Source organism: Pseudomonas sp. CFBP13508 (assembly GCF_005233515.1).
Classification (GTDB): domain Bacteria; phylum Pseudomonadota; class Gammaproteobacteria; order Pseudomonadales; family Pseudomonadaceae; genus Aquipseudomonas; species Aquipseudomonas mercuritolerans.
On the sequence record NZ_QFZZ01000001.1, the window covers coordinates 20,672 to 43,034 of the forward strand.

Sequence of the window (22,363 nt, forward strand, 5' to 3'; positions counted from 1 at the left end):
CGCAAAAATGCGGAATTTCTGCAACGCGCGCGGCTCCATAAACCAACAAGCCAGAGCGAGGACGCAGTGATGAGCAGTTCATTCAAAGTCGGCGATGCGGTGCGCTGGAATTCCGAGGCCGGCGAGATTCACGGCAAAGTGGTCAAGGTGCACACCCGCGATACCGAGTTCATGGGCCGCCACCGCCCGGCCTCGAAAGATGCGCCGCAGTACGAGGTCAAGAGCGACAAGACCGGCCACCTGGCCATGCATCACGGCGACGCGCTGAAGCACGCTTAGAAACGCGCCAGTCGGTAGGGCTCAGCGTTGGGCAATGCGAGGGCGGCGCCTGAAACCATTTTCCCGATCATCTCAGCTGTGACCGCCGCTTGAGTCAGGCCCAGATGCTGATGACCGAAGGCAAGCAACACCTTGCCCTCGCAAACCTGGTCGATCACCGGCAGCGAATCCGGCAGCGACGGGCGAAAGCCCATCCACGGTGTGGCGCCATCAGCGTTCAGATCCTTGCGAAACAGGCCTTGGCTCAGACGCTGCAATTGCCAGGCGCGCGCCATGTTCGCTGGTCGCTCCAGCCCGGCGAACTCGACGGTGCCGGCCAGGCGCAGGCCTTCGCGCATCGGCGTCATGATGAATTTGCGTTCCAGCGAGGTGACGGGGAAGGGCAGGCGATCATGCTCGTGGGGCAGCATCAGGTGATAGCCACGTTCGGTGTCCAACGGGACATGCTTGCCGGTCAGCGCGGCGGTGAGTTTCGCCGAATGCGCACCGCAGGCCAGTAACACTCGGCTGGCCGTTACTCCGCCGTTGCCGGTGACCAACAAGACCCCGTTTTCCTGCACGTAGCCGCCTTGGACCTGCTGCTTTAGAAAACTCACGCCGCTGCTGCGAGCCGCCTCGACCAGTGCACACACTACGCGGTACGGGTCGAGGAAATGCCCGGTGCGCGGGAAAAACAGTCCGCCCTGTATCTGTTCGCTGAGCTGCGGCGCCGTCTCGCGAATTGCCCCGGCCTGCCAATAGTCCACTGGCACCTGCTGCTGATTCAGGCGCGCATGCAAAGCCTCGATGGCCTGTCGGGATTCAGGTTTTTCGAAGACCAGTAACGAGCCGTCAACCTTGAGCAGATCCGGACGCTGGATTTCGCTGAGCAAGCGCTGCCACGCGTCGAGGCTGCTCTCATTCAGCGCGCGCAAGCCGGCGACGGTTTTTTGAAAAGGCTCGGGCCGCAGATTCAGCAGCAAGCGGGTGAACCACGGCAGGGCGCGCGGCAGGTATTTCCAGTCCAGACGCAGCGGCCCCATCGGGTCCATCAGCATGGCCGGCAGGCGCTTGAGGATCGACACATCAGCAATCGGGAACACTTGCTCGGTAGCCAGATGTCCGGCGTTGCCGAACGAAGCGCCATGCCCCGGTTCCTGCTGATCGATGACCACCACGCGCAAACCCTGGCGGGCCAGGCGCAGTGCGCAAGCAACGCCAATGATTCCGGCGCCGACCACGGCGATGTCGTGCGAAGGATTATTCGCCATGGCGTGTCGCTTCCCGGTGGCCATCAAGCAAGCGCCGAAGGTTGAGCGGATTGGCCTGTTGCAGCGCCGTCGGCAGCAAGCTGTCGGGGAAATCCTGATAGCACACCGGCCGCAGGAAACGCAGGATCGCCGCAGTGCCCACCGAGGTGCTGCGCGCATCCGAGGTCGCCGGGTAAGGCCCGCCATGCACCATCGCATCGCAGACTTCCACGCCGGTCGGCCAGCCATTGACCAGCAAGCGCCCGGCCTTGCGCTCGAGGGTTGGCAACAACGTGCGCGCCAGTGCAAGGTCGGCGTCATCCATGTGCAGGGTCGCGGTCAGTTGGCCTTCCAGATGTTCGCAGACCTGACGGATTTCTTCGTCACTGCTGCATTGCACGACAAGCGATGTCGCGCCGAACACCTCAGCCTGCAAACTCTGATCGTCGAGGAAATCCGCCGCATCGGTGCTGAAGACATGCGTCTGACACTGATTCGGACCGCTTCCCGGTTTGCCAACCGCCACCGCGCGCGTGTGGGGATTGTCCTGTAGAGCCGTCACGCCTGCTTGATAGGCACCGAAGATGCCGGGCGTGAGCATGGTTTGCGCCGCACTGCGCGGGATCAGTTCAGCCACCGCGCTGAGGAACCCGTCGAGCGCCGGGCCTTTGCGGGCAATCAGCAATCCCGGGTTGGTGCAGAACTGCCCGGCGCCCAATGTCAGCGACGCGACAAACCCTTCGGCCAGCGCCTGCGCGCGATTTTCCAGCGCGGCGGGAAACAGCAAAACCGGGTTGATCGAGCTCATTTCCGCATACACCGGGATCGGCTCGGGCCGCGCTTGCGCAGCTTTCATCAAGGCCAGACCGCCAGTGCGCGAGCCGGTGAAACCAGCAGCTTTGATGCGCCAGTCGCTGACCAATGCGATGCCGACTTCGTAGCCAGAATCGAACAATAAGGAAAACACGCCATCAGGCAGACCGCAGGCTTTGACCGCTTGCGCGACTGCGCGGCCGACCAGTTCGCTGGTGCCCGGATGGGCGCTGTGCGCCTTGACGATCACCGGGCAACCGGCCGCCAGCGCTGCGGCGGTGTCGCCACCGGCCACGGAAAATGCCAGCGGAAAGTTGCTCGCACCAAACACCGCGACCGGCCCCAAGGCAATCTGCCGCTGGCGCAGGTCGGAGCGCGGCAGCGGTTGGCGTTGTGGTTGCGCACTGTCGACGCGCACGTCCAGCCATTCACCCGCGCGCACCGTACGGGCGAACAGGCGCAATTGCGAGCAGGTGCGGCCACGTTCGCCCTGAAGGCGTGCAGGCGGCAGACCGGTTTCGGCGTGGGCGCGTTCGATCAGTTCATCGCCAAGGTTTTCGATGTGTTCGGCAATGCTTTCGAGAAATGCCGCACGGGTGCTCAGGCTGGTTTCGCGGTACGCGTCTTGCGCCGCCCAGGCCAGGGCGCAGGCCTGTTCCACCTGTCCGGCTGACGCCCCGGCGTACTGCGGTTCAAGTGCCTGGTTGGTCGCCGGATCGATCCCGCGAAAGGCCGGACGATGGCCCGCCACGGAGTGTTGCCCGATCAGCATGTTGCCCGTCAGAGTCATGGTGTCTTCCTGTGAAATGAGCGAGGCCTGCCGCGAATCGTGATGACTCGCGGCAGGTGGTGGTCAGGCGAAGTTCTGCTCGGCGGACCAGTTTTCGTACCAGTGACGGAAGAGCGAATACTGCTTCTCGGCATAGCGCCGTTGCGAGTCGCTCAGCACATCAGTTTCATTGAAGTGCAGGGTGTATTCCTTGTCGCCGTTGAGCACCATCAGATGCTTGTAATACAGCACCAGATCGCAACCTTCGTCGAACGAGGACAGCACCGCCAGCGCCGACTCCAGCTCCCGCGCCTGACGCCGGGCCTTGGCATCGCCTTGCGCGGCCTGCTTGCTCAGCGCCACCAGTTGCAGCACTTCGCGGGGCAGGGCGTTGCCGATGCCGGTAATGGCGCCGGTGGCGTTGCAGTTGACGAAGCCGTGCACCACTTGCGTGTCGACGCCGACCATCAGCGTCACGTCGTTATCCTTGGAGGTGATGTTCTCGGCCGCGTAGCGCAGGTCCGCGCCGCCGCCGAATTCCTTGAAGCCGATCAGGTTCGGGTATTCACGGCGCAGTTCGAAAAACAGATCGGCGCGGGTGGCGAAGCCGTAGTAAGGGCTGTTGTAGATCACCGCCGGCAAGTTCGGCGCGGCTTGCAGGATGGCGGCGAAGTGCGCTTTTTGCGCGGCAGCCGAGGCACCTCGGGACAGCACGCGCGGGATCACCATCAAGCCTTGCGCGCCGACTTTCGCCGCATGCGCTGCGTGGGAAACCGCTTCCCGGGTATTCACCGCGCCGGTGCCGACGATGGTCGGCACCCCGGCAGCCACCAGGCGCGCCACGCCTTCCTGACGCTCGGCTTCAGTCAGCAGCGGCCAGTCGCCCATCGAGCCGCAATAGACCACGGCGCTCATGCCGACATCAATCAGCTCGCGCCCCTTGGCCACCAGCGCATCGAAGTCCGGTTTGCGCTGGGCGGTGCACGGGGTCATCAGGGCCGGCATGCAGCCGGTGAAGATGTTGTCGCTCATGGTTCAACTCCTTGGCATTTCGTTTGATTCGAGGTGAAAAAACGGCGTGGCGGCTCAGATGCCCCACGCGAACGGGTCGCTGTCGTCGATCAGCAAGGTGCTGTCGGCGGTCATGTAGGCGCGGCCGGTGATGAACGGGCGAATGCGTTCGCCCTCCCATTCGAAGCGCCCTTCGAACTGGCTGCCGGTAATGCTCGCCTGGATCCACGGCGCGCCGGCTTGCAGCTTGTCGTCGGCGGCCAGGCAGGCAAGTTTGGCGCTGGTGCCAGTGCCGCACGGCGAGCGGTCGTAGGCTTTGCCGGGGCACATGACGAAGTTGCGGCTGTCGGCCTGATCGTCATCGGCGAACAGTTCGATGTGGTCGATGACCGCGCCGTCTTCGCCACAAATGCCTTGGTCTTCCAGCGCCTTGAGCATGGCCCAGGTGTACGCGGTCAGGTGTTCGACGTTGTCCATCGTTAACCTCTGGCCATGCTCGGAGACCAGATAAAACCAGTTGCCGCCATAGGCGATATCGCCGACCACGCGGCCATAACCCGGCACCTCCACCGGTACCTGTTTGCGATAGCGGTAGGCGGGCACGTTGCCCAGGGTGACCGAGCCATCGTCATGCAAAGTCGCGCTGACTTGCCCCACCGGCGTGTCGATCTTGTGTACGCCCGGCTGGATTTTCCCCAGATGCTGCAACGAATTGATCAGGCCGATGGTGCCGTGGCCGCACATGCCCAGGTATCCGGCGTTGTTGAAGAAGATCACCCCGCAGGTGGCGTCTGCCGACACCGGCGGACAATACAGCGCGCCGACCAGAACATCGTTGCCACGCGGCTCGAGCAGACAGGCGCGGCGCCACTGATCGTGCTGGCTGCGCAGGGCATCGCGTTTATCGACCATGCTGTTGCCGGACAGCTCGGGGAAGCCGCTCATCACCAGCCGCGTCGGCTCGCCGCCGGTGTGGGAATCAATGACGTGTACTCGTTTCATGAAGAGATCCCGTTGGATGATTTCAGTAGGCGCCGGCAGGGCGGGCGTTGACGGTGGGCGAGGGCGCAGGGCTTTCGCTTTCTTCGTCCTCGTCGTCCAGGCGCAGCAGATGGGCAGGCACGCCGGTCGCTGCGCCCCAGTAGTAAATACCGGTGGCGCAAGCGGCGACGACGATCGTGTCGAACGGATGCGCGAGGATGCCCAGGCCACCGAAGGTGCCGAGTTTCGACAGCACGATGGTCACCGCGTAGAAGGCGATCAGCCACGCCGATGAACGCACCTGACGCGCCAGGCTCAGGTGAGCGGTGGGCACGAAACGACCGCAGAACAGGTAGATGACAAACATCAGGATTTGCAGGCCGAGCAGCCACGACACGGTGTTCCAGCCCGACCAGTAGACGATCAGCGCGGCGATGATGAACGACACCGGCCCGAGCAGGCCCATGCTCTTGACCCGGAACGGGCGCGGCATGTCCGGCGCATTGCGCCGCAACGCCGCAACCGATACAGGCGCCACCGCATAGCTCAACACCAGCGCGGCGGAGACCACGTTAATCAGCGCTTCCCACGACGGGAATGGCAGGGTCCAGAACACCGACAGGGCGAAGGTCAGCCACAGCGCCGGACGCGGGATGCCGGACTTTTCATCGATGTGGGTGAAGACCTTGAAGAAAGTGCCGGTCTGCGCCCAGCCGTAGATCACGCGCGGCGTTGCGTTCATATAAATGTTGCCGCAGCCGCTCGGCGAGATCACCGCATCGGCGACCACCAGATAGGCCAGCCAGCCGACACCGAGCGCCAGGGCGATGTCGCGATAGGGCAGGGCGAATTCCTTGCTGATACCGGCCCAGCCGTTGGCGAGCATTTCCGTCGGGATGCTGCCGAGAAAGGCCATTTGCAGCAGCACGTAAATCAGGGTCGACAGCAGCACCGAGAGAATCAGCGCGATGGGAATGGTGCGCTGTGGATTCTTCACTTCGCTGGCCACGGAAATGATTGGCGTCAGGCCCAGGTAGGCAAAGATGATCCCGCCGGCAGAGACCGCCATCTCCACGCCCGACAGACCGAACGGAGCAAAGCCTTGAACCTGGAAATTTTCCGGTTTGAAGAAGGTGAACAGCACGCCGATGACCAGCAACGGCACGATGAATTTGAACACGCTGACCAGATTGTTGGCCTTGGCGAAGGTCTTCACGCTGCGGTAGTTGAGCAGGAAGAACACGCAGAGCAGGCCGAACTGCACCAGCCAGCCGAGGATGGTCGGATCGCCGCTGCCAGCCTTGGTCAGGCCAGGAAACCACGCCGCCGCGTATTGGCGCGAGGCGACCACTTCGATCGCCACCAGACTGGAAAACGCAATCAGCGTAATGAAGCCCATCAGGTAGCCGAGCAGCGGGCCGTGGGAATAAACCGGGTAGCGCACCACACCGCCGGCACGGGGCAATGCCGCGCCCAGTTCGCAGTAGACGATGCCCAGCAGCAACACGGCGAAACCGCCCAGCAACCAGGAAAAAATCCCCGCCGGACCGGCAATCGCCGAGACATGGCTGGCGGCGAACAACCAGCCGGAGCCGAAGATCGCGCCGAGTCCGATAAAGGTGAGGTCGATCAATGAAAGCTGTTTTTTGAACTTGCCTTGGCCTGACATGGCATCGCCTTCTTGTGAGTTATTGGATAGGCAGTTGTGTCACGTGGACGGCCAGACTTTGCACCGGTCGACGGCGGCGGCGATTGATGTTTTATGCAGGGATCGATGACGAATTCAGCACAATGGCGCCGATGAATGCGCGGCCTCGACAGGGCCGCGACGTTGCTGCAATCTGCTGGCAAGTGACATTTGCGGTGGTTCAGCTCGAGGGGAAGTCTTTGATGCAGTCAGCGTTTTCGATCCTGTGCCAGGGCACTGACGGCTTGCGTGCGCAGACCCTCGAAGAGATGGTCGCCGGAGCCGCGCAGCTGTTGCCGATACTCGATGTGATCCCCAATGCGGCGATCTTCATCAAGGATCTGCAAGCGCGCTATGTGCTGGCCAACCGCACGCTGGTGCTGCGCTGCGGCTTGAAGGACCTGCGCCCGTTGCTCGGCAAAACCAGTGCGCAGGTGTTCCCGGCGCAGTTGGGCCCGGGTTACACCGAGCAGGATCGCAAGGTGCTGGAGGAAGGTTTCGTGTTGGAGGAACAGCTCGAACTGCACCTGTATGGCAGTCGCGAGCCGGGCTGGTGCCTGACCCACAAGAGGCCGATCTACAACCGTGACGGGACGACCATCGGCCTGGTGGGGATCTCGGTGGATCTGCAGTCAGCCAGCGAAACCCACCCGGCGTTCGAGCGCCTGGCGGCTGTCGATGAATACATCCGCGGCAACTTCAACCGGCGGGTGACGCTGGGTGAACTGACGCGGATCGCCGGGATTTCCGTGGCGCAACTGGAACGCTACTGCAAACGCGTTTTCCACCTGACACCACGGCAGATGATTCAGAAAGTCCGCCTGGAACACGCGCATCGATTGCTGCACAGCGACTTGCCGATTACCGAGGTTGCGCTGCAATGCGGCTACACCGATCACAGCGCTTTCACCCGTCAGTTCAAGGCCTCGACCGGGTTTACACCACGCGAATACCGGCAAGCCACCGGGCATTAGACCAACACGGCCAGCCAGGCCGAGAGCAGCAGAAGAAGGGCCAGTGCCGCGTTCATTCGCTTGAACGCTTGCGGTGAGCTGAGCAACCGCGCGCTGCCGACGCCGAGCAGCGCCCAGAGCGTCATGCACGGCAGCGATACCAGCAGAAACGCCAGCGACAACACCAGCAGGCGTAGCGTCTTGTCGCCGCCGCCAACGAATACGCTGACCACCGCCACAGCCATCATCCACACCTTCGGGTTGACCAGTTGTAGTAGCGCCGCGCCGAAGACGCTCAAGCCTTGTTCCTGCGCAGCATTCGGGTCCAGCGATGGCGGCGGGCTGCGAAAGATCTGCCACGCCAGCCAGCTCAACCAGAGCACGCCAGCCCAGGCCATTGCTTGCTGCACGCGCGGAAAGCGCAACAGGGTTTCGCCAGCACCGAGCCCGACCACCAGCACAATCAGCGCCGCCGCCGCACAGGCGCCAAAAATGATCGGCAACGTGGCGATCAACCCGCGCCGCGAACTGTGGCTCAGCACCAGAATATTGGTCGGCCCCGGCGTGATCGAGGCGACGAAAGCAAACAGCAGAAAGGGCAGTAAAGAAGCCATGGTGCAGATTCCTGAAAGTCGAAACAGGACACCATGATCGTCAGTGGGCAGGCCTCAGTCTGGAAGATTTGAGCAGCGTTTGCGGTAGTCCGCCGGGGTCAATTGATAGGCGCGGCGGAACCAGCGCCCCAGATGACTCTGATCGGCAAAACCAAGCACGCTGGCCACCTGCGCTGGCGTCTCGCCGCGCGCGAGCAATTGCCGCGCCTTGGCCAGGCGCAGTTGGATCAGGTAGGCGTGGGGTGCCAGACCGAAAGCGGCCTTGAACGCCCGGGTCAGGCGAAAACGATCGACACCACAGGCTTGCGCTAGGTCGTCGAGGCCGATGTCTTCGTAGGTGTGGGCATGCAGATAGTCGCGCGCAACCTGCGCAACCAGTGGCAGGCGCGGATCGAAGTCCTGACGCTTGCGCCAGTCGAGATGGCGGGTGAGGGACGCCAGCAGGCCATCCAGCGCAGTCTGCCGGACGATGCGCAGATCGCCGTCATGTAACGCGTGGAAGGCTTGCACGATCGCCGTCGACAGGCGCGGATCGTGGCTCAGTGTGTCGGCAAAGCCTGGCTGACTGTCGGCGGGCGCCTCTTCGAACAGCGCGTGCAATTCGCGCTCCAGCCAGTGCGGATCGAGGTACAGCATCGAGTAGGTGAAGCCATCCTCGGTCGGCGCATGGCCATCATGGATTTCTCCCGGCTCAAGCAGAAACACATGCCCCGGCGTACTGCGATGACGCACCCGGCGACAATTGAACTGCTGCACGCCTTGCTCGGTCACTCCGACGAGAAAACTGTCATGCCAGTGCGGATCGTAGGCATGCCCACGGAAATGCGCACGAATCGACTCGATCCCGGTATCGACATCCTGGGAGAGAGAGATCCAGTTGCGTTTGTCCATGGGAGGACTCCATAGGGCGGTTGAGCAGGGGCGTTTCTAAAATACCGCGTGGAGGAGGAGAGTGTTTAGAAGATTTGTGCAGGTGCGCAGGGGGATCGCGTCAGGCAATGTGCCTTGGATGGGGGGGCCAGAAAACGCAGACGAAAAAAAACCGCCTTCGCGGGGCGGTTTTTTAGTGGGCGTCGATTTACGATCGAAGCCATGTGCTTCACCAGCCACCCTAACCAGGGTTGCCATGTTATGGAGTTTTACCGCGCCTTGCAACGGTTGAACAGCCGTTCGAAACAAGCGCGTCTATAGCCCTGCGAAAAATTTATATGTTTATGTTTGTTGAAGATGTCTGGCAGAAATAACATTTAACAAAGGCGTGTCGTTGTTTGGTGGATAACGGTATGCGCGGCACTTTTGTCTTGGGGTTTTCAGGTTAATATGCCCGCGCTCAACTGATAGAGCGGCTGAGAGGTTTGGCCGGGGGCGCGAAAGGTTTTACGCCCTTCGACGCGGATTCGCACCCGTGCCGGAATGATGTCTCGAAGGGATTTCAACCGGCCGCCTCACCAGCCACCCTAACCAGTCGGCTGAAGGTACGCATGGTCCGGTAAGTTTGCTGGAGGTTTGGCCGCCAGCCCTGGAGGCCAAAACGTATGAAGCTTTTGCTGCGTACGCTGAGCCTTGTATGGAGATTGTTGAAAGCCTTGCGCTTTTACGAGTTCCTGCGAGATCACTTTGACGACTTGAAATAAGGTCGTCTAAGTGGGAAAAGACCCGTTTCGGTTTCGACTGATGCGGGTCTTTTTTTGTGCGCAAAAACTGTCAAAAACGGGATTTTCGGTTTTATGCTTTCGACTTGTAGGGCGTTTCGCTTAATGACGTAAGCAACAGCATGAAGATCGATCCAACAGCGGCTCATGCTCGACCAGCTATTGATTGCGTCAATAACAACCATTAAGTCAATGAAGTTCTCATATCCATGGTGCGGCGTAAGATCAGCTCCATACCCAACCACTGCAACTCGGAGCACATCATCATGAAACGCCAGACTATCCTCGGTATCGCTTTCTCGGTTTTTGCACTGAATGCCTTCGCCGCCACCGAAACCGACCCGCTGTTCAGCGATGCAGTAGCCGCAACCGAAACTGACCCGCTGTTCAGCGATGCAGTAGCCTCTGATGGCTCCGATCATCTGCAAGGCAATCGGGTCGCCGAAGGTGGCGCTGACCGTCTGCTCGAACGTCGCACCGCTTGAGCGCAACGATGAGCATCGATAACGAATGCCGCCTCAACCACAGGCGGCATTCGTTCTGTTCATGCATTACAACTCTGCTCTAAACCGCACTCGGCAGCACAGCCTTGTCGCGATCGCGGCTCTTGAATGTCGCCCAGAAACACAGCAACACCGCCACGGAAAAACCAGCGGGGAACAGCCAGATGCTTCTCCAGTCATGCCCCGCGCTTGATGTGAAGTGGTCGGTAATCCGTCCCGCGATCCAGAAACCAATCAACATGCCCAATCCGTACGTAGCCAAGGTGATCAAACCTTGCGCCGAGCTCCGGAAGCGTTCCGGTGCCTTGGCATCGGTGTAGATCTGCCCGGACACGAAGAAGAAGTCATAGCACACACCGTGCAGAGCAATGCCGATCAGCAGCATGAATGCCTGATCGTCGTTATTGCCGAAGGCAAACAGCCCGTAACGCAATGCCCACGCTGCCATGCCGACCAGCAGAGCGATCTTGATGCCGAAGCGATGGATGAACAGCGGCAACAGCAACATGAACAGCACTTCCGACACCTGACCGATGGCCATCTTCGCTGTCGGGTTGGTCACGCCTATCTCGGCCAGAAACGGGTTGGCATTCTGGTAATAGAAGGCCAGCGGAATGCAGATCAGGATCGAGGCGAGAAAGAACACCAGATAGCTGCGATCCTTGAGCAAACCCCACGCATCGACGCCGAGCATCTGCTTGAGGCTTGATGAGCCCGCTGCACTTTTCATCGGCGCAGTACTCGGCAGACTGAAGCTGTAAAACCCCAGCAACAGCGACGCGACGGCGGACATCAGGAACGTATTGCGCAAGCCTCCGGTCGCGATGCTTTGTTGCGAGTCCCAAGCGAACACGAAGCTGATCACCACGCCGGCGACGATCCAGCCCACCGTGCCCCACACGCGAATGCGCGAGAACTCCAGCGCCGGGTCTTTGATCTGGCGGAACGCCACGGCGTTCACTAGTGCCAATGTCGGCATGTAGACCATCATGTAGGCGAGCACATAGGGATAAAACGCGCTGAAGTCTGCCGCGCGATAGAGCTGATAGAGCAGCACCGCGCCGAGCAGATGCAGCACCGCCAGAATGCGTTCGGCATTGAAGAAACGGTCGGCAATCAAGCCAATGACAAACGGCGCCAGAATCGCGCCCCAGGATTGCGTGGCGAAGGCCATGCCGACCTGACCACCGTTGGCGGCCAGCGTTGTCGCCAGAAAAGTGCCGAGGGTGACGAACCAGCCGCCCCAGATAAAGAACTGCAAAAACATCATCACGCTGAGTCGCGCATTCATTACGTTCATTTCAGATCACCGTATTGTTTTTATGTCGGTAACGCGGATGAATCAATCGTCAGTCAGGCCGAGCAGGCGTCGGTTGGAAGCAGCGTCAGCGCTGACTCCGGCGAAATCGTCGAAGGCCTTGGCGGTCCTGCGGATCATGTGTCGCTCGATGAACGCCGCGCCCTCCGCTGCGCCCTGTGCGGAGTCTTTCAGGCAGCACTCCCACTCCAGCACGGCCCAGCCGTTGAAGTCGTATTGGCACAATTTGCTGAAAATCGATTTGAAATCGATCTGGCCGTCGCCCAGCGAGCGAAAGCGCCCGGGACGCTCGACCCAGCCCTGATAGCCGCCATAGACGCCTGAACGCGCATCGGGGCGGAACTCGGCATCCTTGACGTGAAACATGCGGATGCGTTGGTGGTAACGGTCAATGAAGCCGAGGTAGTCCATTTGCTGCAGCAGCAGGTGGCTTGGGTCGTACAGAATCGCGGCGCGAGGGTGATGATTCACCGCTTCGAGAAACTGCTCGAACGACGCGCCGTCATGCAAGTCTTCGCCGGGATGGATTTCGTAGCACAGATCAACGCCAGCCTCTTCGAAGCAGTCGAGAATCGGCAGCCAGCGCTTGCCCAGTTCGGCGAAACCTTGCTCGACCAAACCGGCCGGACGCTGTGGCCACGGATAGACATAAGGCCAGAGCAGGGCGCCGGAGAAGGTCGCATGGGCCTTGAGTCCGAGGCGCTGGCTGGCGCGGGCGGCCAGTTTCAACTGCTCAATGGCCCATTCGGTGCGCTCCTGCGGCTTGCCGCGCAGTGCTGGTGGAGCGAAGTCGTCGAACAGACTGTCGAACGCCGGATGCACCGCGACCAATTGCCCTTGCAGGTGCGTCGACAGCTCACTGATCACCACACCGGCGCGGGCGCAGACGGCGATGAGTTCGTCGCAGTAATCCTGGCTCTCAGCGGCGCGCTGCAAATCGATGAACCGCGTGCCGAGGGTCGGTACCTGAACGGCTTTGTAGCCTTGCGAAGCGGCCCACTCGGCAATGTTGGCGAGGGAGTCGAAAGGCGCTTCGTCGGCGATGAATTGCGCGAGGAAAATCCCCGGACCTTTCAGGCCAGTCAAATTTTGCTGATCACTGTTCATTGTGCTGGGCTCCTGTCAGTGGGCCGGGTATCTCGCTCCACTTTTCATTGCCAAGGTGATTGGCGATCGCGGTTTCAATGAAGGCCATGCCGCGCAGGCCGGTCTCGATGCCCGGTACGCCCGGTGCCAGATGGCCCTCGGCGCCATGCACAATCGCTTCGGCGAGATCGCCGTACAGGTTGGCCATGGCTTCCAGATAACCTTCGGGATGCCCCGCAGGCAGGCGCATGCGTTGGGTTGCGGCGGCACACAGCCACGGCTGACCGACTCCGGAGCGCAGAACGCGCATCGGCTCGTTCAACGGTCGATGAATCAGGCTGGCCGGTTCCTCTTGGCGCCACTCCAGCCCACCCTTGTCACCGTAGACGCGGATCTTCAGCGGGTTTTCCTCACCGGCGCAGACCTGACTGGCGAGCAATACACCACTGGCGCCGTCGCGCATTTTGAACAGCATCGCCACATCGTCATCCAGTTGCCGACCCTCGACATGCGAGCCGAGCATTGCGCTGATGAACTGAATCGACTGGCCGGTGACGAACTCGGCGAGGGAAAACGCATGGGTGCCGATGTCGCCGATGCAGCCGCCGATCCCGGATTGCGTCGGGTTGTCGCGCCAGCCGGCCTGCTTGTTGCCTTGCCCGGCGACATCGGTGCTGAGCCAGCCTTGCGGGTACTCGACGAGGACTTTGCGCACGCGCCCGAGCACGCCGCTGGCGACCATTTCGCGGGCCTGCCAGACCATCGCGTAACCGAGGTAGGTGTGCGCCAGCCCGTAAATTCGCTGGCTGTTGATGACCACCGAGCGCAGCGCCTGCACCTCGGCGAGGTTCAGCGCCGCGGGTTTCTCGCTGAACACATGAAAACCGGCGCGCAATGCCTCACGGGCAATCGGTGCGTGCAGATGATTGGGAGTGACGATGACCAGCAGTTGCATGCGCTGCTCGTCGGGCAGGGCGGCCTCGCGGGCGAGCAGGGTTTGCCAGTCGTCGTAACAACGCTCGGCCGCGACACCCAAGGCCGCAGCGGTGCGCTGATTATTCTCCGGGTCGCGGCTGAACGCGCCGCAGACCAGTTCGAAGCGTCCATCGAGGCCGGCGGCTTGCCGGTGGGCACGGGCAATGAATGAACCTTCACCGCCTCCAACAAAACCCATTCTTATTTTTGCGGCAGCGTACATGGCAGTCGTCTCGGTAGCTGGATGCAATGTTGATAAGCGATGTAACCGGTTACATCATGGGCGAAATCTAGGCTTGAATTAGCCGAGTGTCAAATGCCAGCGGATGATCGACAGCGTTTCGATCGCTCGTCGCCTGCGGTAAGCTCCGCGCCTGATCGGCATGAATCAACGAGGTGTTTTTGTCCAATATTCGCGAAGTGGCTCGGCTGGCCGGGGTTTCCGTGGCGACGGTTTCGAGGACTTTGAAATCGCCCGAGCGCGTGCTCGCGCCAACCCGTGAGCGCGTCATGGCGGCCGTGGAGCAGGCCGGCTATCGGCCGAACCTGATGGCCGTGCAGTTTCGTTCGCGGCGCACCGGCAATCTGGTGATTCTGGTGCCGACCATCGCCAATACCTTCTTCGCCCGCGTCATCAGCGGCGCGCAGCAAGCGGCGCAGGCGGCCGGTTATCGCCTGCTGCTGTGCGACACCCAGGGCCGGGAAGAACTGGAGCGACAATTCGCCGAGCTGGTGTACGCCTATCAGGCCGACGGGGTGATCCAGTTGCGTGCTTACGATCCGTTCGAAAATGCCCCGGCCGATGCCGATGTGCCGCCGATCGTCAACGCCTGCGAAGTGCTCAAGGCCGGGCGTTATCCAACCATCAGTCTCGACAACGTCGCCGCCGCCAAAGCCATGACCGAACACCTGATCGGATTGGGACACCGACGCATCGGCCTGATCAAAGGCTCGAAAAACAGCCCGCTGACCCGTGATCGACTGGCAGGCTACGAAGCCGCATTGCGCGAGGCCGGGATTGCCCTCGATGAAGCGCTGATCTGCCATGGCAATTTCAGCCTCGAGGCCGGTTATGCAGGCGCGCAAAAGATGCTCGGCTTGGCCGAGCGGCCGAGCGCGCTATTCTGCGAAAACGATGAAATGGCCATTGGTGCGCTCAAGCGCATCCGGCAGGCCGGGCTGCGTGTGCCCGAGGATATTTCGCTGGTGGGTTTCGATGACATTCCGATGGCTGCGTACTGCGATCCGCCGCTGACCACCATCTCGCAACCGGCCGAGGCCTTCGGGGCCAAGGCGGTCGAGATGCTGATTGCCCTGATCGAAAAACAGCCGCTGGCAGAGAAGCATGTCGTCCTGCCGTTCGAGCTGACGCCACGCAGCAGCACGGCCCGCATCGACAACTTGGGCAAGCGCTAACCGAATCACGCCGCTGGCGGCTTCGCCAGCGCAATCCCCGCCGCACCCAACCGCTTCAACACCTCAAACAACAAATCGCTCTTGGTCAGCCCGACAATCCTCGGGCTGCCCACATAGCCGGTGACCGTGAGGGTTATGCCGTCCGGCGACAATTTGCTGAAACGCACGAACGGCGCTGGTTTATCGAGGATGGTTTCATTTTCGTGATAAGCATCGAGCAGCAGCTGTTTGACCTCTTCAGGGTCGATATCAAGCGGAAACACCAGCTCCAGGGATGCCACGCCCTGAGCACTGCCGCCGAGGGTAACGTTGCGCAGGTTCTGCGAGATCAGCTGCGAGTTGGGCACGATCACGATCGAGCGGTCGCTGAGCTGAATTTCCGTAGCACGCACGTTAATCCTGCGGATGTCGCCCTCGACGCCGCTGATGCTGATCAGGTCGCCGACTTTCACCGGGCGCTCGGTGAGCAGGATCAGGCCGGAGACGAAGTTCTTGACGATCTCCTGCAAGCCAAAGCCGATACCTACGGATAGCGCACTGACGATCCACGCCAGATTGGTCCACTGCACGCCCAACGACGACAGCGTCAGCAGAATCACAAAGGCGTAGCCGATATTGGAAAACAGCGTGCTCAGCGACGCACACATGCCCGGGTCCATGTCGGTCTTGGGCAGGAACTCGTTGTCGAGCCAGCGGCTCAATGCACGGATCAGCCAGATACCGATCAGCAGTGCCAGCAGCGCGTTGAGCAGATGCGCCGGGACGATATTCAGCTTGCGCAAACCGGCGCCGCCGAGGATCGACATGATGTTGGTGACCAGTTGGCCGAGGGTGGTGCCGATGCCGCCGACAAACAACGAAATCAGCGCCATCAGCATCAGGCCGGCGCGGCTGACGCCGGACAACAGGATCGACGTCTGCTCGAGGCGCCGATCGCTGACGCCGAGCAATTGCTTGAGCGCCTGGCCGCTCGCGTGTTTCGGCGAAAACAGGTGCTCACAGGCGTCCTTGACCAGCTGAATCAGCAAGTAGAAGCCCGACAGCACGACATAGCCCCACACCAATTCATAACTGATGAATCGCGCCAGCGAAACATAGCCGGCCAGCAGGGCGATGGCCGTCACCAACATCGAGAGACTGGCGACGCTGTAGATCAGCCCGGCGAACATGCTATTGGAAGCTGACGCGTCATTGGCCGCGATCAATGCCTTGCGCACTTTGCCCACACGCAGAAGCATCGTGCCGATGATCGCCAGCACCACCATGGAAATCACGCCGCGCCCGGCCATCACGATGTGGCTGCTCATGCCTGTGGCATTGGCGACTTGCACCAGCGTCACCAACACCAGCAACGAGCAGGCGAGAATCCGCGGATAAGGCTTGAGGGCCAGCGCCACCGGATCGGCAATCGCCGGCAGGCGCCAGGACGGGTGCGCGGTGGAGAGCAATGCGCGGCTGAGGCCGGTGATCAGCACGCAGGCATAGACGACTTTCTCGAACTCTTCAGAGAAGGTTTCCAGCACCGGAGGCAGTGCGTCGTGGCGGGTGCAGGCGTAAAACAGCAGCTTCAGGGCGATGGCGGTAGTGACGAAAGTCGCGATGGCTGAGGCGAAGGCCAAGGCACTGCGGCGCAGTCGGCCCTCCGCCACGCGATGAATGCAGAACCAGGTCAGCCCGCGCTCAGCCAGACGTCGGCCGAAGGTCCAGATCAGCAGCGCCAACAACACCAGCACGCAGGTGTAGAAGCGCTCGCCCGGCGCCCAGACCGTCGCCCATACGTCAGCCACCTGCTCGACGAACAGTCGCAGGCGCTGGCGGTCGTCTTCGCTTGGATTGACCAGCGGTGCCCAGAAATACGGGCTCAATACGCTGCGGGTGCTAAGGGTCAGTTCGCTTTCCAGCAGGGTGCGGCGGATGCCGGCGATTTGCGTGATCAGGTCGGCGGCGTTCTGTTTCAGTGCGGCGAGGCTTTTCAGGGTGCCATCGACCTTGCTTTTCTGCTCCGCCAGCGCCGCCCGCTGCGCGACGATATCGGCTTGCTCGGCGGCCACCTCGGCGTTAGGCGCCGTGCCGAGCACGCCCAGTTGCACCGCCAGTTGCGCCTGTTGCGGCAACAGCGCTGCCGACAACCGATCGACATCGAGAATGAACGCCTGCACCCGATCCTGCGGGCCTTCGAGCTGGTTGTAATTGTTTGCCGCCGAAATCTGCTGCTTGAGCCCGTCCAGGCGTTGTTGCAGGGCTTGCAGATCGCTTTGCGAAATCACCGGCATTGGCGCTGCGCCGGAGTTTGCCGGCGCGCCAAGGTCCGCCGCCCACAGTGCAGCGCTGCCCGGCATCAGCAGTAGGAACAGAATGAAAAACAACGACTTGAATAAACAGCGCATGGGGGCGGCGGGCTCGAGTGGATCACACAGTCTATGAGGGTAGGTGATCGCGCCGAACGGGGCGGAAAACTTTCTCTGCAAGAGGCGCTTACACGCTCATCAAATCCGGCGGAATGATCCGCGCGGCGAGCGGTCAACCGGCAATAACAGCTTTGAGAACATGCCATGTCCATCGCCAAGGAAACGATTGAATACCTGCGCCATCATTCACTGACCATCACCACCGCCGAATCCTGCACGGCCGGGGAAATTGTCATGTTGCTGTCGGAAGTGCCCGGCAGCGGCGAGCTGATCGAGTGCGGCTATGTGGTCTATTCGCCGCAAGCCAAGCAGCGCCTGCTGCACGTCAGCCCGGCGACCATGGACACCTTCAATCTGACCAGCGTGGAAGTGGCCAGTGAAATGGCCATCGGTGCGTTGCGCGACAGCACCGCCAACGTTGCCGTTGCCACCACCGGCATTCTCGGACCCGATGATATGGACGGCATCAAGGCCGGCACGGTGTGTTTCGCCTGGGCGTTTCAGTTCGATGACCGACATTTTCTGTTCAGCACCCAACAATGGTTTGCCGGATCGCGCAGTGAAGTGCAGACCCTCGCTTCTGAATTCGCCCTGCAGCAGTTGCCGGACTATCACCGTCGCGCCTTGCGCGGCGAAGGAGGGTGGCGCCGATGAAGCCTGACCCCGACCATCCCGATCTGCAAAGCCGACAGTTCCCGGTGCAGGAGGACATGGCCTATCAGTTGAAGGTCTGGCGCTTCGAGCATATCGGATGGTATCTGCTGGTGCTGTGCATGCTTCTGGGCCTGTTGGGGCTGTTTTCCCGTGGCGTGCTCAGTTCGCAGGACGCCCGCAGCGCCGATGGCAAAGTCCAGGTCGAATACGAGATGTTCCATCGCAACGGCTCGACCAACCCGCTGAAACTCAGCGTGCACACAGCGCCTGAAGCCACTGTCGAACTCGACATCGGTGGCGAGATGCTCGATGGCTTCAGCGTCGAAACCATGCAACCGGCCCCGGTGCGTATGCGCAGCTCAAAACAGGGCATGCGCTTGTGGTTGCAGGCGGATGCCCAGGGCCAGGCGACGCTCTATGTGACGCTGCGCGGTGACGGATTGGGCCTGTTTCGCAGCCATATCCGCGTGCCGGGCTCGAGCGAAGTGAAGCTTACTCAATTCATTTATCCATAGGTGACCCATGGACTCGGTGTTGCGCGCACTCGCGATGTATCTGGCACTGATGGTGCTGTTCAAAATTGCCGGCCGGCGTTCGCTGGCCGAGTTGACGACGTTTGATTTCGTCCTGCTGATGATCATCGGTGAGGCCACCCAGCAAGCGCTGCTCGGTGATGATTTTTCTCTGACCAATGCGTTTCTGGTGATCATTACGCTGATCGCTGTGGATGTCGGTTTTTCCCTGCTCAAACAACGTTCCAGTTGGGTGTCGCGGCTGATTGATGGCGAGCCGACGATCATTGTCGAGAATGGCAAGCTGTTGCACCGACGCCTGCGCCATGCGCGGCTGGTCGAGGCGGATGTCATGGAGGCGGCGCGCTCCAGTCAGGGCATAGAAACCATCGACCAGATCAAATTCGCAATCATCGAGCGCAACGGCAAGATTTCCGTGATCCGCCAGGATCCGGAAGGCGGCTGAACCTTTGATGCCCCACGGCTGCAATTTTTTTGAACGCTGAAAAAGCCTCACAGCCCAATGCTTACAAGTCATCGGAGGATTGCGAAATGAACGAGGCAGCGAGTTACTTCTCCATCGCCGTGGCAGTGATCATTCTGCTGGTCGACCTGTGGGCGATCGTCAGTGTGTTTCGCAGCAACAAAAGCGTCGGCGTCAAAGCCGCCTGGGCGATCGGTTTGATCGTGTTTCCGGTGCTCGGCCTGATCGTGTGGGGCATCGCCGGCCCGCGCGGCGTCAAGGAAGGGCCTTCGTCGCCGGAGCACAGTAAAGGTTAAGAACCGAATTTGCGCGCATCCGGAAAATGGGAGGTGAACGATGAAAGCTGTTGTATTTCATGGCGTCGGGGACATCCGCCTGGACGATGTTCCCGAGCCAACCATTCAAGCGCCGACCGATGCCATTGTCAGGCTGACCGCGTCGGCCATTTGCGGCACCGATCTGCATTTCATTCGCGGCAGTGCGCCGGACATGCAGCCCGGCACGATCCTTGGGCACGAGGGCGTGGGGATTGTCGAAGCGCTCGGCGAAGATGTGCGCAACCTCAAGGTTGGCGATCGCGTGCTCATTCCCTCGACCATTGCCTGCGGCAACTGCTCGTACTGCCGCGCCGGCTATTTCGCCCAGTGCGACGTGGCCAACCCCAACGGTAAAACCGCTGGCACGTCATTTTTTGGCGGGCCGAAAACCACCGGGCCGTTCGATGGCCTGCAAGCCGAGAAAGCGCGCATCCCTTTCGCCAACATCGGCCTGATCAAGCTGCCGGACGCCATCACCGACGATCAGGCGATTGCCATGTCGGATATCTTTCCCACTGCCTGGTTCGGCGCCGACATGGCACGGATCAAGGACGGCGACACGGTGGCGGTGTTCGGCTGCGGGCCGGTCGGGCTGTTTGCGATTATCAGCGCGAAGCTGATGGGCGCCGGCCGGGTGTTCGCCATCGATGGCCTGGAAGATCGCCTCGCTCGCGCGCAGGCTTTGGGTGCCGAGTGCATCAACTTCGAGAAGGAAGATCCAGTTGAAATCATTGCGCGCCTGACTGCGGAAATTGGCGTGGATCGGGTGATCGAGGCCGTGGGCATCGACGCCAACCATTCCCATCACGGCCATCATCATCCTGCGCAGTGGCAACCGGGCGATGCGCCTTCGCAAGCGCTGGAGTGGGCGGTCAAGACCGTGGCCAAGGCCGGCACGATTTCCATCATCGGTGTCTATCCCGCCGGGTTCGACAGCTTCCCGATCGGTGAGGCAATGAACAAGAACGTGCGCATCAACATGGGCAACTGTCATCACCGCAAATACATTCCCAAGCTGATCGAAATGACCCTCGCCGGGCGCGTCGACCCAGCGAAAGTGCTGACGCAGGACGAGCCTTTGACTGACGCGATTTCGGCGTTCAAGGCGTTTGATCAACATCAATCCGGCTGGATCAAGGTCAAGCTGGAACCGGGTAGCGATACCACTGCTGACAGGAGATCGTCATGAAAAAAATCTGCGTATGTCTGGGGTTCTGCTCAATGTTTCTGTTGAGCGGCTGCTTTGATTCCAACGATGCACCCAACAAGGACGGCGACAAAAGCAAGCCGTCGGTGCAGATGCAGACCGACAAGCCCGAGGAGGGCAAGTAACTGCTGGCAAGTAAACCCTGTGGGAGCGAGCCTGCTCGCGAAGGCGTCAGGTCAGACAATTCGCTGCTGACTGATGCTCCGTCTTCGCGAGCAGGCTCGCTCCCGCACTGGTTCAGTTCGAGTAGCGGTATTCCAGCCATGCCCAATAAAGTAAAGCCACAGCACTGATCCCGCCTCCGAGAAAACACACCGCCACCCAGCCAGATTGCGCATAGGTATACGTCGCCGCGATAGCGCCCAAACCACTGCCCACCGAGTAAAAGCACATATACGCACCGACCAGTCGACTCTGCGCATCGGGCCGTGCGGCGAAGATCAGGCTTTGATTGGTCACGTGCACTGCTTGCACGGCGAAGTCGAGCAAGATCACCCCGACGGCCATCGCCAGCAGCGAACTGTCGACAAATGCGATGGGCAGCCAGGACAGCGTCAGCAGCGCCAGGGCGATGCCGGTGGTGCGATTGCCCAAGCCGCGATCGGCCAGGCGCCCAGCCCGTGCGGCGGCGAGCGCGCCCGCCACTCCGGCCAGACCAAACAGGCCGATCTGCGTGTGGGACAACGACAGGGGCGGGGCGCTGAGCGGCAGCACCATCGAAGTCCACAACACACTGAAGGCGGCGAAAATCAGCAGGGCGAAGATGCCGCGGACGCGCAGTACCCGCTCAGTCAAAAACAATTCCATTACCGAGCGCAGCAGTCGCCAGTAGCTGCCTTGTGCGGGCGGTTTTGCCGAGGCGGGCAGGGTGCGCCATAACAGCAGGGCCAAGCCGATCATCATGACTGCCGAGACAAAATACACGCCGCGCCAACCGGCCAGATCAGCCACTACGCCGGAAACGAAACGCGCCAGCAAAATGCCCAGTACCACGCCACTGGTGACGGTGCCTACGGCGGCGCCGCGCTGCTGCGGGCGAGCAAGGCTGGCGGTGCAGGCGACCACCACTTGCACCACCACCGCCAGCAATCCCACCAGCATCATGGCGCCGAGCAACACTCCCCAGCTCTCGGACAGGCCCACGGCGCATAGCGCCGTTGCAGACAACAGCAGTTGGCTGACGATGAGTTTCTTTCGATCGAGCAGATCACCCAGCGGCACAATTAACAGCAGCCCCACGGCATATCCGGCTTGCGTGGCCGTGACCACAACGCCGATTGCACCGGGTGAAACCCCGAGGCTGGCGGCCATCGATTCCAGCAATGGCTGCGCGAAGTAAACATTGGCCACCGCCATGGCGCAGGTGATCGCAAAGAGAAAAGTCTGCAAACGACTCAGCCCGGTCGTTGCGCTGTCAGCTGCGGCTTGCGCATTGACCAGGGTTTGCGTCTGGCAGGGCATCCTTGCTTCCTCGTAGTGTGGTTTTGAATTGAAA

At 61.2% G+C, this 22,363-nt stretch carries 22 protein-coding genes; 10 read left to right on the forward strand and 12 right to left on the reverse strand.

Annotated elements, in window-relative coordinates; all coding sequences use genetic code 11:
• Window positions 1-69: 69 nt before the first annotated feature.
• Window positions 70-279, forward strand: a complete 210-nt coding sequence (locus PspCFBP13508_RS00125; protein WP_051600414.1) for a DUF2945 domain-containing protein — start codon at window positions 70-72, stop codon at window positions 277-279.
• Here the strand turns inward: PspCFBP13508_RS00125 and PspCFBP13508_RS00130 are convergent.
• The 5 genes from PspCFBP13508_RS00130 to PspCFBP13508_RS00150 form a co-directional block, all read right to left on the reverse strand.
• Complete coding sequence (locus PspCFBP13508_RS00130; RefSeq protein ID WP_137213243.1) at window positions 276-1,529, reverse strand: FAD-dependent oxidoreductase; 1,254 nt, start codon at window positions 1,527-1,529, stop codon at window positions 276-278. The two genes, PspCFBP13508_RS00125 and PspCFBP13508_RS00130, sit on opposite strands and share 4 nt — an antisense overlap.
• The gene (locus PspCFBP13508_RS00135) at window positions 1,519-3,111 is read right to left on the reverse strand and encodes an aldehyde dehydrogenase (NADP(+)) (protein WP_137213245.1); all 1,593 of its coding nucleotides are present in this window, start codon (window positions 3,109-3,111) and stop codon (window positions 1,519-1,521) included. The genes PspCFBP13508_RS00130 and PspCFBP13508_RS00135 overlap by 11 nt, the downstream gene beginning before the upstream one ends.
• Window positions 3,112-3,174: 63 nt before the next feature.
• A complete protein-coding gene (locus PspCFBP13508_RS00140) occupies window positions 3,175-4,122 on the reverse strand; it encodes a dihydrodipicolinate synthase family protein (protein ID WP_137213247.1) in 948 nt (315 codons plus the stop codon).
• Window positions 4,123-4,176: 54 nt separating this feature from the next.
• Window positions 4,177-5,103 carry a 4-hydroxyproline epimerase gene (locus PspCFBP13508_RS00145; protein ID WP_137213248.1) on the reverse strand — a complete coding sequence of 309 codons (927 nt, stop codon included), beginning with the start codon at window positions 5,101-5,103 and terminating at the stop codon, window positions 4,177-4,179.
• Between the two features lie 22 nt (window positions 5,104-5,125).
• Window positions 5,126-6,751 carry an APC family permease gene (locus PspCFBP13508_RS00150; protein WP_137213250.1) on the reverse strand — a complete coding sequence of 542 codons (1,626 nt, stop codon included), beginning with the start codon at window positions 6,749-6,751 and terminating at the stop codon, window positions 5,126-5,128.
• A 221-nt stretch (window positions 6,752-6,972) separates the two neighbouring features.
• Here PspCFBP13508_RS00150 and PspCFBP13508_RS00155 point away from each other — a divergent pair, with 221 nt between their 5' ends.
• Window positions 6,973-7,743 carry an AraC family transcriptional regulator gene (locus tag PspCFBP13508_RS00155; protein WP_137213251.1) on the forward strand — a complete coding sequence of 257 codons (771 nt, stop codon included), beginning with the start codon at window positions 6,973-6,975 and terminating at the stop codon, window positions 7,741-7,743.
• Here PspCFBP13508_RS00155 and PspCFBP13508_RS00160 read toward each other — a convergent pair.
• Together PspCFBP13508_RS00160 and PspCFBP13508_RS00165 are read right to left on the reverse strand one after the other, a co-directional pair.
• Window positions 7,740-8,336, reverse strand: coding sequence for a LysE family translocator (locus tag PspCFBP13508_RS00160; RefSeq protein WP_125915963.1), 597 nt, complete (start codon window positions 8,334-8,336; stop codon window positions 7,740-7,742). The genes PspCFBP13508_RS00155 and PspCFBP13508_RS00160 overlap by 4 nt on opposite strands.
• A 54-nt stretch (window positions 8,337-8,390) precedes the next feature.
• Entirely contained in the window at window positions 8,391-9,227 is an 837-nt protein-coding gene (locus tag PspCFBP13508_RS00165) for an AraC family transcriptional regulator (protein ID WP_095179599.1), read from the reverse strand.
• Between the two features lie 1,027 nt (window positions 9,228-10,254).
• Here PspCFBP13508_RS00165 and PspCFBP13508_RS00170 point away from each other — a divergent pair.
• On the forward strand, window positions 10,255-10,473 hold the full coding sequence (locus tag PspCFBP13508_RS00170; RefSeq protein ID WP_133339933.1) for a hypothetical protein: 219 nt from the start codon (window positions 10,255-10,257) through the stop codon (window positions 10,471-10,473).
• Window positions 10,474-10,552: 79 nt separating this feature from the next.
• Here the strand turns inward: PspCFBP13508_RS00170 and PspCFBP13508_RS00175 are convergent, their stop codons facing one another.
• The 3 genes from PspCFBP13508_RS00175 to PspCFBP13508_RS00185 are packed head-to-tail and all read right to left on the reverse strand — an operon-like array spanning window position 10,553 to window position 14,069.
• Window positions 10,553-11,791, reverse strand: coding sequence for a nucleoside permease (locus PspCFBP13508_RS00175; RefSeq protein WP_137213252.1), 1,239 nt, complete (start codon window positions 11,789-11,791; stop codon window positions 10,553-10,555).
• Between the two features lie 42 nt (window positions 11,792-11,833).
• A complete protein-coding gene (locus PspCFBP13508_RS00180; protein ID WP_137213254.1) occupies window positions 11,834-12,916 on the reverse strand; it encodes a sugar phosphate isomerase/epimerase family protein in 1,083 nt (360 codons plus the stop codon).
• Window positions 12,906-14,069, reverse strand: a complete 1,164-nt coding sequence (locus tag PspCFBP13508_RS00185) for a Gfo/Idh/MocA family oxidoreductase (protein ID WP_137213255.1) — start codon at window positions 14,067-14,069, stop codon at window positions 12,906-12,908. The genes PspCFBP13508_RS00180 and PspCFBP13508_RS00185 overlap by 11 nt, the downstream gene beginning before the upstream one ends.
• 203 nt (window positions 14,070-14,272) lie before the next feature.
• Here PspCFBP13508_RS00185 and PspCFBP13508_RS00190 point away from each other — a divergent pair, with 203 nt between their 5' ends.
• Window positions 14,273-15,286 (forward strand): LacI family DNA-binding transcriptional regulator, encoded by a 1,014-nt coding sequence (locus PspCFBP13508_RS00190; protein WP_137213256.1) that lies wholly within the window; start codon window positions 14,273-14,275, stop codon window positions 15,284-15,286.
• Between the two features lie 5 nt (window positions 15,287-15,291).
• Here PspCFBP13508_RS00190 and PspCFBP13508_RS00195 read toward each other — a convergent pair whose 3' ends face one another.
• Window positions 15,292-17,673, reverse strand: coding sequence for a DUF3772 domain-containing protein (locus PspCFBP13508_RS00195; RefSeq protein WP_137213258.1), 2,382 nt, complete (start codon window positions 17,671-17,673; stop codon window positions 15,292-15,294).
• A 165-nt stretch (window positions 17,674-17,838) separates the two neighbouring features.
• Between PspCFBP13508_RS00195 and PspCFBP13508_RS00200 the strand changes: the two genes are divergently transcribed.
• From PspCFBP13508_RS00200 to PspCFBP13508_RS27370, 6 genes are all read left to right on the forward strand, one after another.
• A complete protein-coding gene (locus PspCFBP13508_RS00200) occupies window positions 17,839-18,348 on the forward strand; it encodes a CinA family protein (protein ID WP_137213259.1) in 510 nt (169 codons plus the stop codon).
• Complete coding sequence (locus tag PspCFBP13508_RS00205; protein ID WP_137213261.1) at window positions 18,345-18,863, forward strand: hypothetical protein; 519 nt, start codon at window positions 18,345-18,347, stop codon at window positions 18,861-18,863. The genes PspCFBP13508_RS00200 and PspCFBP13508_RS00205 overlap by 4 nt, the downstream gene beginning before the upstream one ends.
• Before the next feature lie 7 nt (window positions 18,864-18,870).
• Window positions 18,871-19,326 carry a YetF domain-containing protein gene (locus PspCFBP13508_RS00210; RefSeq protein ID WP_024012534.1) on the forward strand — a complete coding sequence of 152 codons (456 nt, stop codon included), beginning with the start codon at window positions 18,871-18,873 and terminating at the stop codon, window positions 19,324-19,326.
• Window positions 19,327-19,412: 86 nt separating this feature from the next.
• A complete protein-coding gene (locus PspCFBP13508_RS00215) occupies window positions 19,413-19,640 on the forward strand; it encodes a PLD nuclease N-terminal domain-containing protein (RefSeq protein WP_024012535.1) in 228 nt (75 codons plus the stop codon).
• Between the two features lie 40 nt (window positions 19,641-19,680).
• Window positions 19,681-20,850: a zinc-dependent alcohol dehydrogenase gene (locus tag PspCFBP13508_RS00220; protein WP_130912837.1), complete on the forward strand. Its 1,170-nt coding sequence runs from the start codon at window positions 19,681-19,683 to the stop codon at window positions 20,848-20,850.
• Window positions 20,847-20,993 carry a hypothetical protein gene (locus PspCFBP13508_RS27370; RefSeq protein ID WP_178084462.1) on the forward strand — a complete coding sequence of 49 codons (147 nt, stop codon included), beginning with the start codon at window positions 20,847-20,849 and terminating at the stop codon, window positions 20,991-20,993. Before PspCFBP13508_RS00220 ends, PspCFBP13508_RS27370 begins: the two co-directional genes overlap by 4 nt.
• A 112-nt stretch (window positions 20,994-21,105) precedes the next feature.
• Here the strand turns inward: PspCFBP13508_RS27370 and PspCFBP13508_RS00225 are convergent, their stop codons facing one another.
• Window positions 21,106-22,329 (reverse strand): MFS transporter, encoded by a 1,224-nt coding sequence (locus PspCFBP13508_RS00225; protein ID WP_137213262.1) that lies wholly within the window; start codon window positions 22,327-22,329, stop codon window positions 21,106-21,108.
• Between the last annotated feature and the right edge of the window lie 34 nt (window positions 22,330-22,363).

Excerpts from the sequence above, each read along its gene's own strand:
- PspCFBP13508_RS00125 (WP_051600414.1), top strand. The coding sequence starts at position 70 with ATGAGCAGTTCATTCAAAGTCGGCGATGCGGTGCGCTGGAATTCCGAG.
- PspCFBP13508_RS00130 (WP_137213243.1), bottom strand. The coding sequence starts at position 1,529 with ATGGCGAATAATCCTTCGCACGACATCGCCGTGGTCGGCGCCGGAATC.
- PspCFBP13508_RS00135 (WP_137213245.1), bottom strand. The coding sequence starts at position 3,111 with ATGACTCTGACGGGCAACATGCTGATCGGGCAACACTCCGTGGCGGGC.
- PspCFBP13508_RS00140 (WP_137213247.1), bottom strand. The coding sequence starts at position 4,122 with ATGAGCGACAACATCTTCACCGGCTGCATGCCGGCCCTGATGACCCCG.
- PspCFBP13508_RS00145 (WP_137213248.1), bottom strand. The coding sequence starts at position 5,103 with ATGAAACGAGTACACGTCATTGATTCCCACACCGGCGGCGAGCCGACG.
- PspCFBP13508_RS00150 (WP_137213250.1), bottom strand. The coding sequence starts at position 6,751 with ATGTCAGGCCAAGGCAAGTTCAAAAAACAGCTTTCATTGATCGACCTC.
- PspCFBP13508_RS00155 (WP_137213251.1), top strand. The coding sequence starts at position 6,973 with ATGCAGTCAGCGTTTTCGATCCTGTGCCAGGGCACTGACGGCTTGCGT.
- PspCFBP13508_RS00160 (WP_125915963.1), bottom strand. The coding sequence starts at position 8,336 with ATGGCTTCTTTACTGCCCTTTCTGCTGTTTGCTTTCGTCGCCTCGATC.
- PspCFBP13508_RS00165 (WP_095179599.1), bottom strand. The coding sequence starts at position 9,227 with ATGGACAAACGCAACTGGATCTCTCTCTCCCAGGATGTCGATACCGGG.
- PspCFBP13508_RS00170 (WP_133339933.1), top strand. The coding sequence starts at position 10,255 with ATGAAACGCCAGACTATCCTCGGTATCGCTTTCTCGGTTTTTGCACTG.
- PspCFBP13508_RS00175 (WP_137213252.1), bottom strand. The coding sequence starts at position 11,791 with ATGAACGTAATGAATGCGCGACTCAGCGTGATGATGTTTTTGCAGTTC.
- PspCFBP13508_RS00180 (WP_137213254.1), bottom strand. The coding sequence starts at position 12,916 with ATGAACAGTGATCAGCAAAATTTGACTGGCCTGAAAGGTCCGGGGATT.
- PspCFBP13508_RS00185 (WP_137213255.1), bottom strand. The coding sequence starts at position 14,069 with ATGGGTTTTGTTGGAGGCGGTGAAGGTTCATTCATTGCCCGTGCCCAC.
- PspCFBP13508_RS00195 (WP_137213258.1), bottom strand. The coding sequence starts at position 17,673 with ATGCGCTGTTTATTCAAGTCGTTGTTTTTCATTCTGTTCCTACTGCTG.
- PspCFBP13508_RS00200 (WP_137213259.1), top strand. The coding sequence starts at position 17,839 with ATGTCCATCGCCAAGGAAACGATTGAATACCTGCGCCATCATTCACTG.
- PspCFBP13508_RS00205 (WP_137213261.1), top strand. The coding sequence starts at position 18,345 with ATGAAGCCTGACCCCGACCATCCCGATCTGCAAAGCCGACAGTTCCCG.
- PspCFBP13508_RS00210 (WP_024012534.1), top strand. The coding sequence starts at position 18,871 with ATGGACTCGGTGTTGCGCGCACTCGCGATGTATCTGGCACTGATGGTG.
- PspCFBP13508_RS00215 (WP_024012535.1), top strand. The coding sequence starts at position 19,413 with ATGAACGAGGCAGCGAGTTACTTCTCCATCGCCGTGGCAGTGATCATT.
- PspCFBP13508_RS00220 (WP_130912837.1), top strand. The coding sequence starts at position 19,681 with ATGAAAGCTGTTGTATTTCATGGCGTCGGGGACATCCGCCTGGACGAT.
- PspCFBP13508_RS27370 (WP_178084462.1), top strand. The coding sequence starts at position 20,847 with ATGAAAAAAATCTGCGTATGTCTGGGGTTCTGCTCAATGTTTCTGTTG.
- PspCFBP13508_RS00225 (WP_137213262.1), bottom strand. The coding sequence starts at position 22,329 with ATGCCCTGCCAGACGCAAACCCTGGTCAATGCGCAAGCCGCAGCTGAC.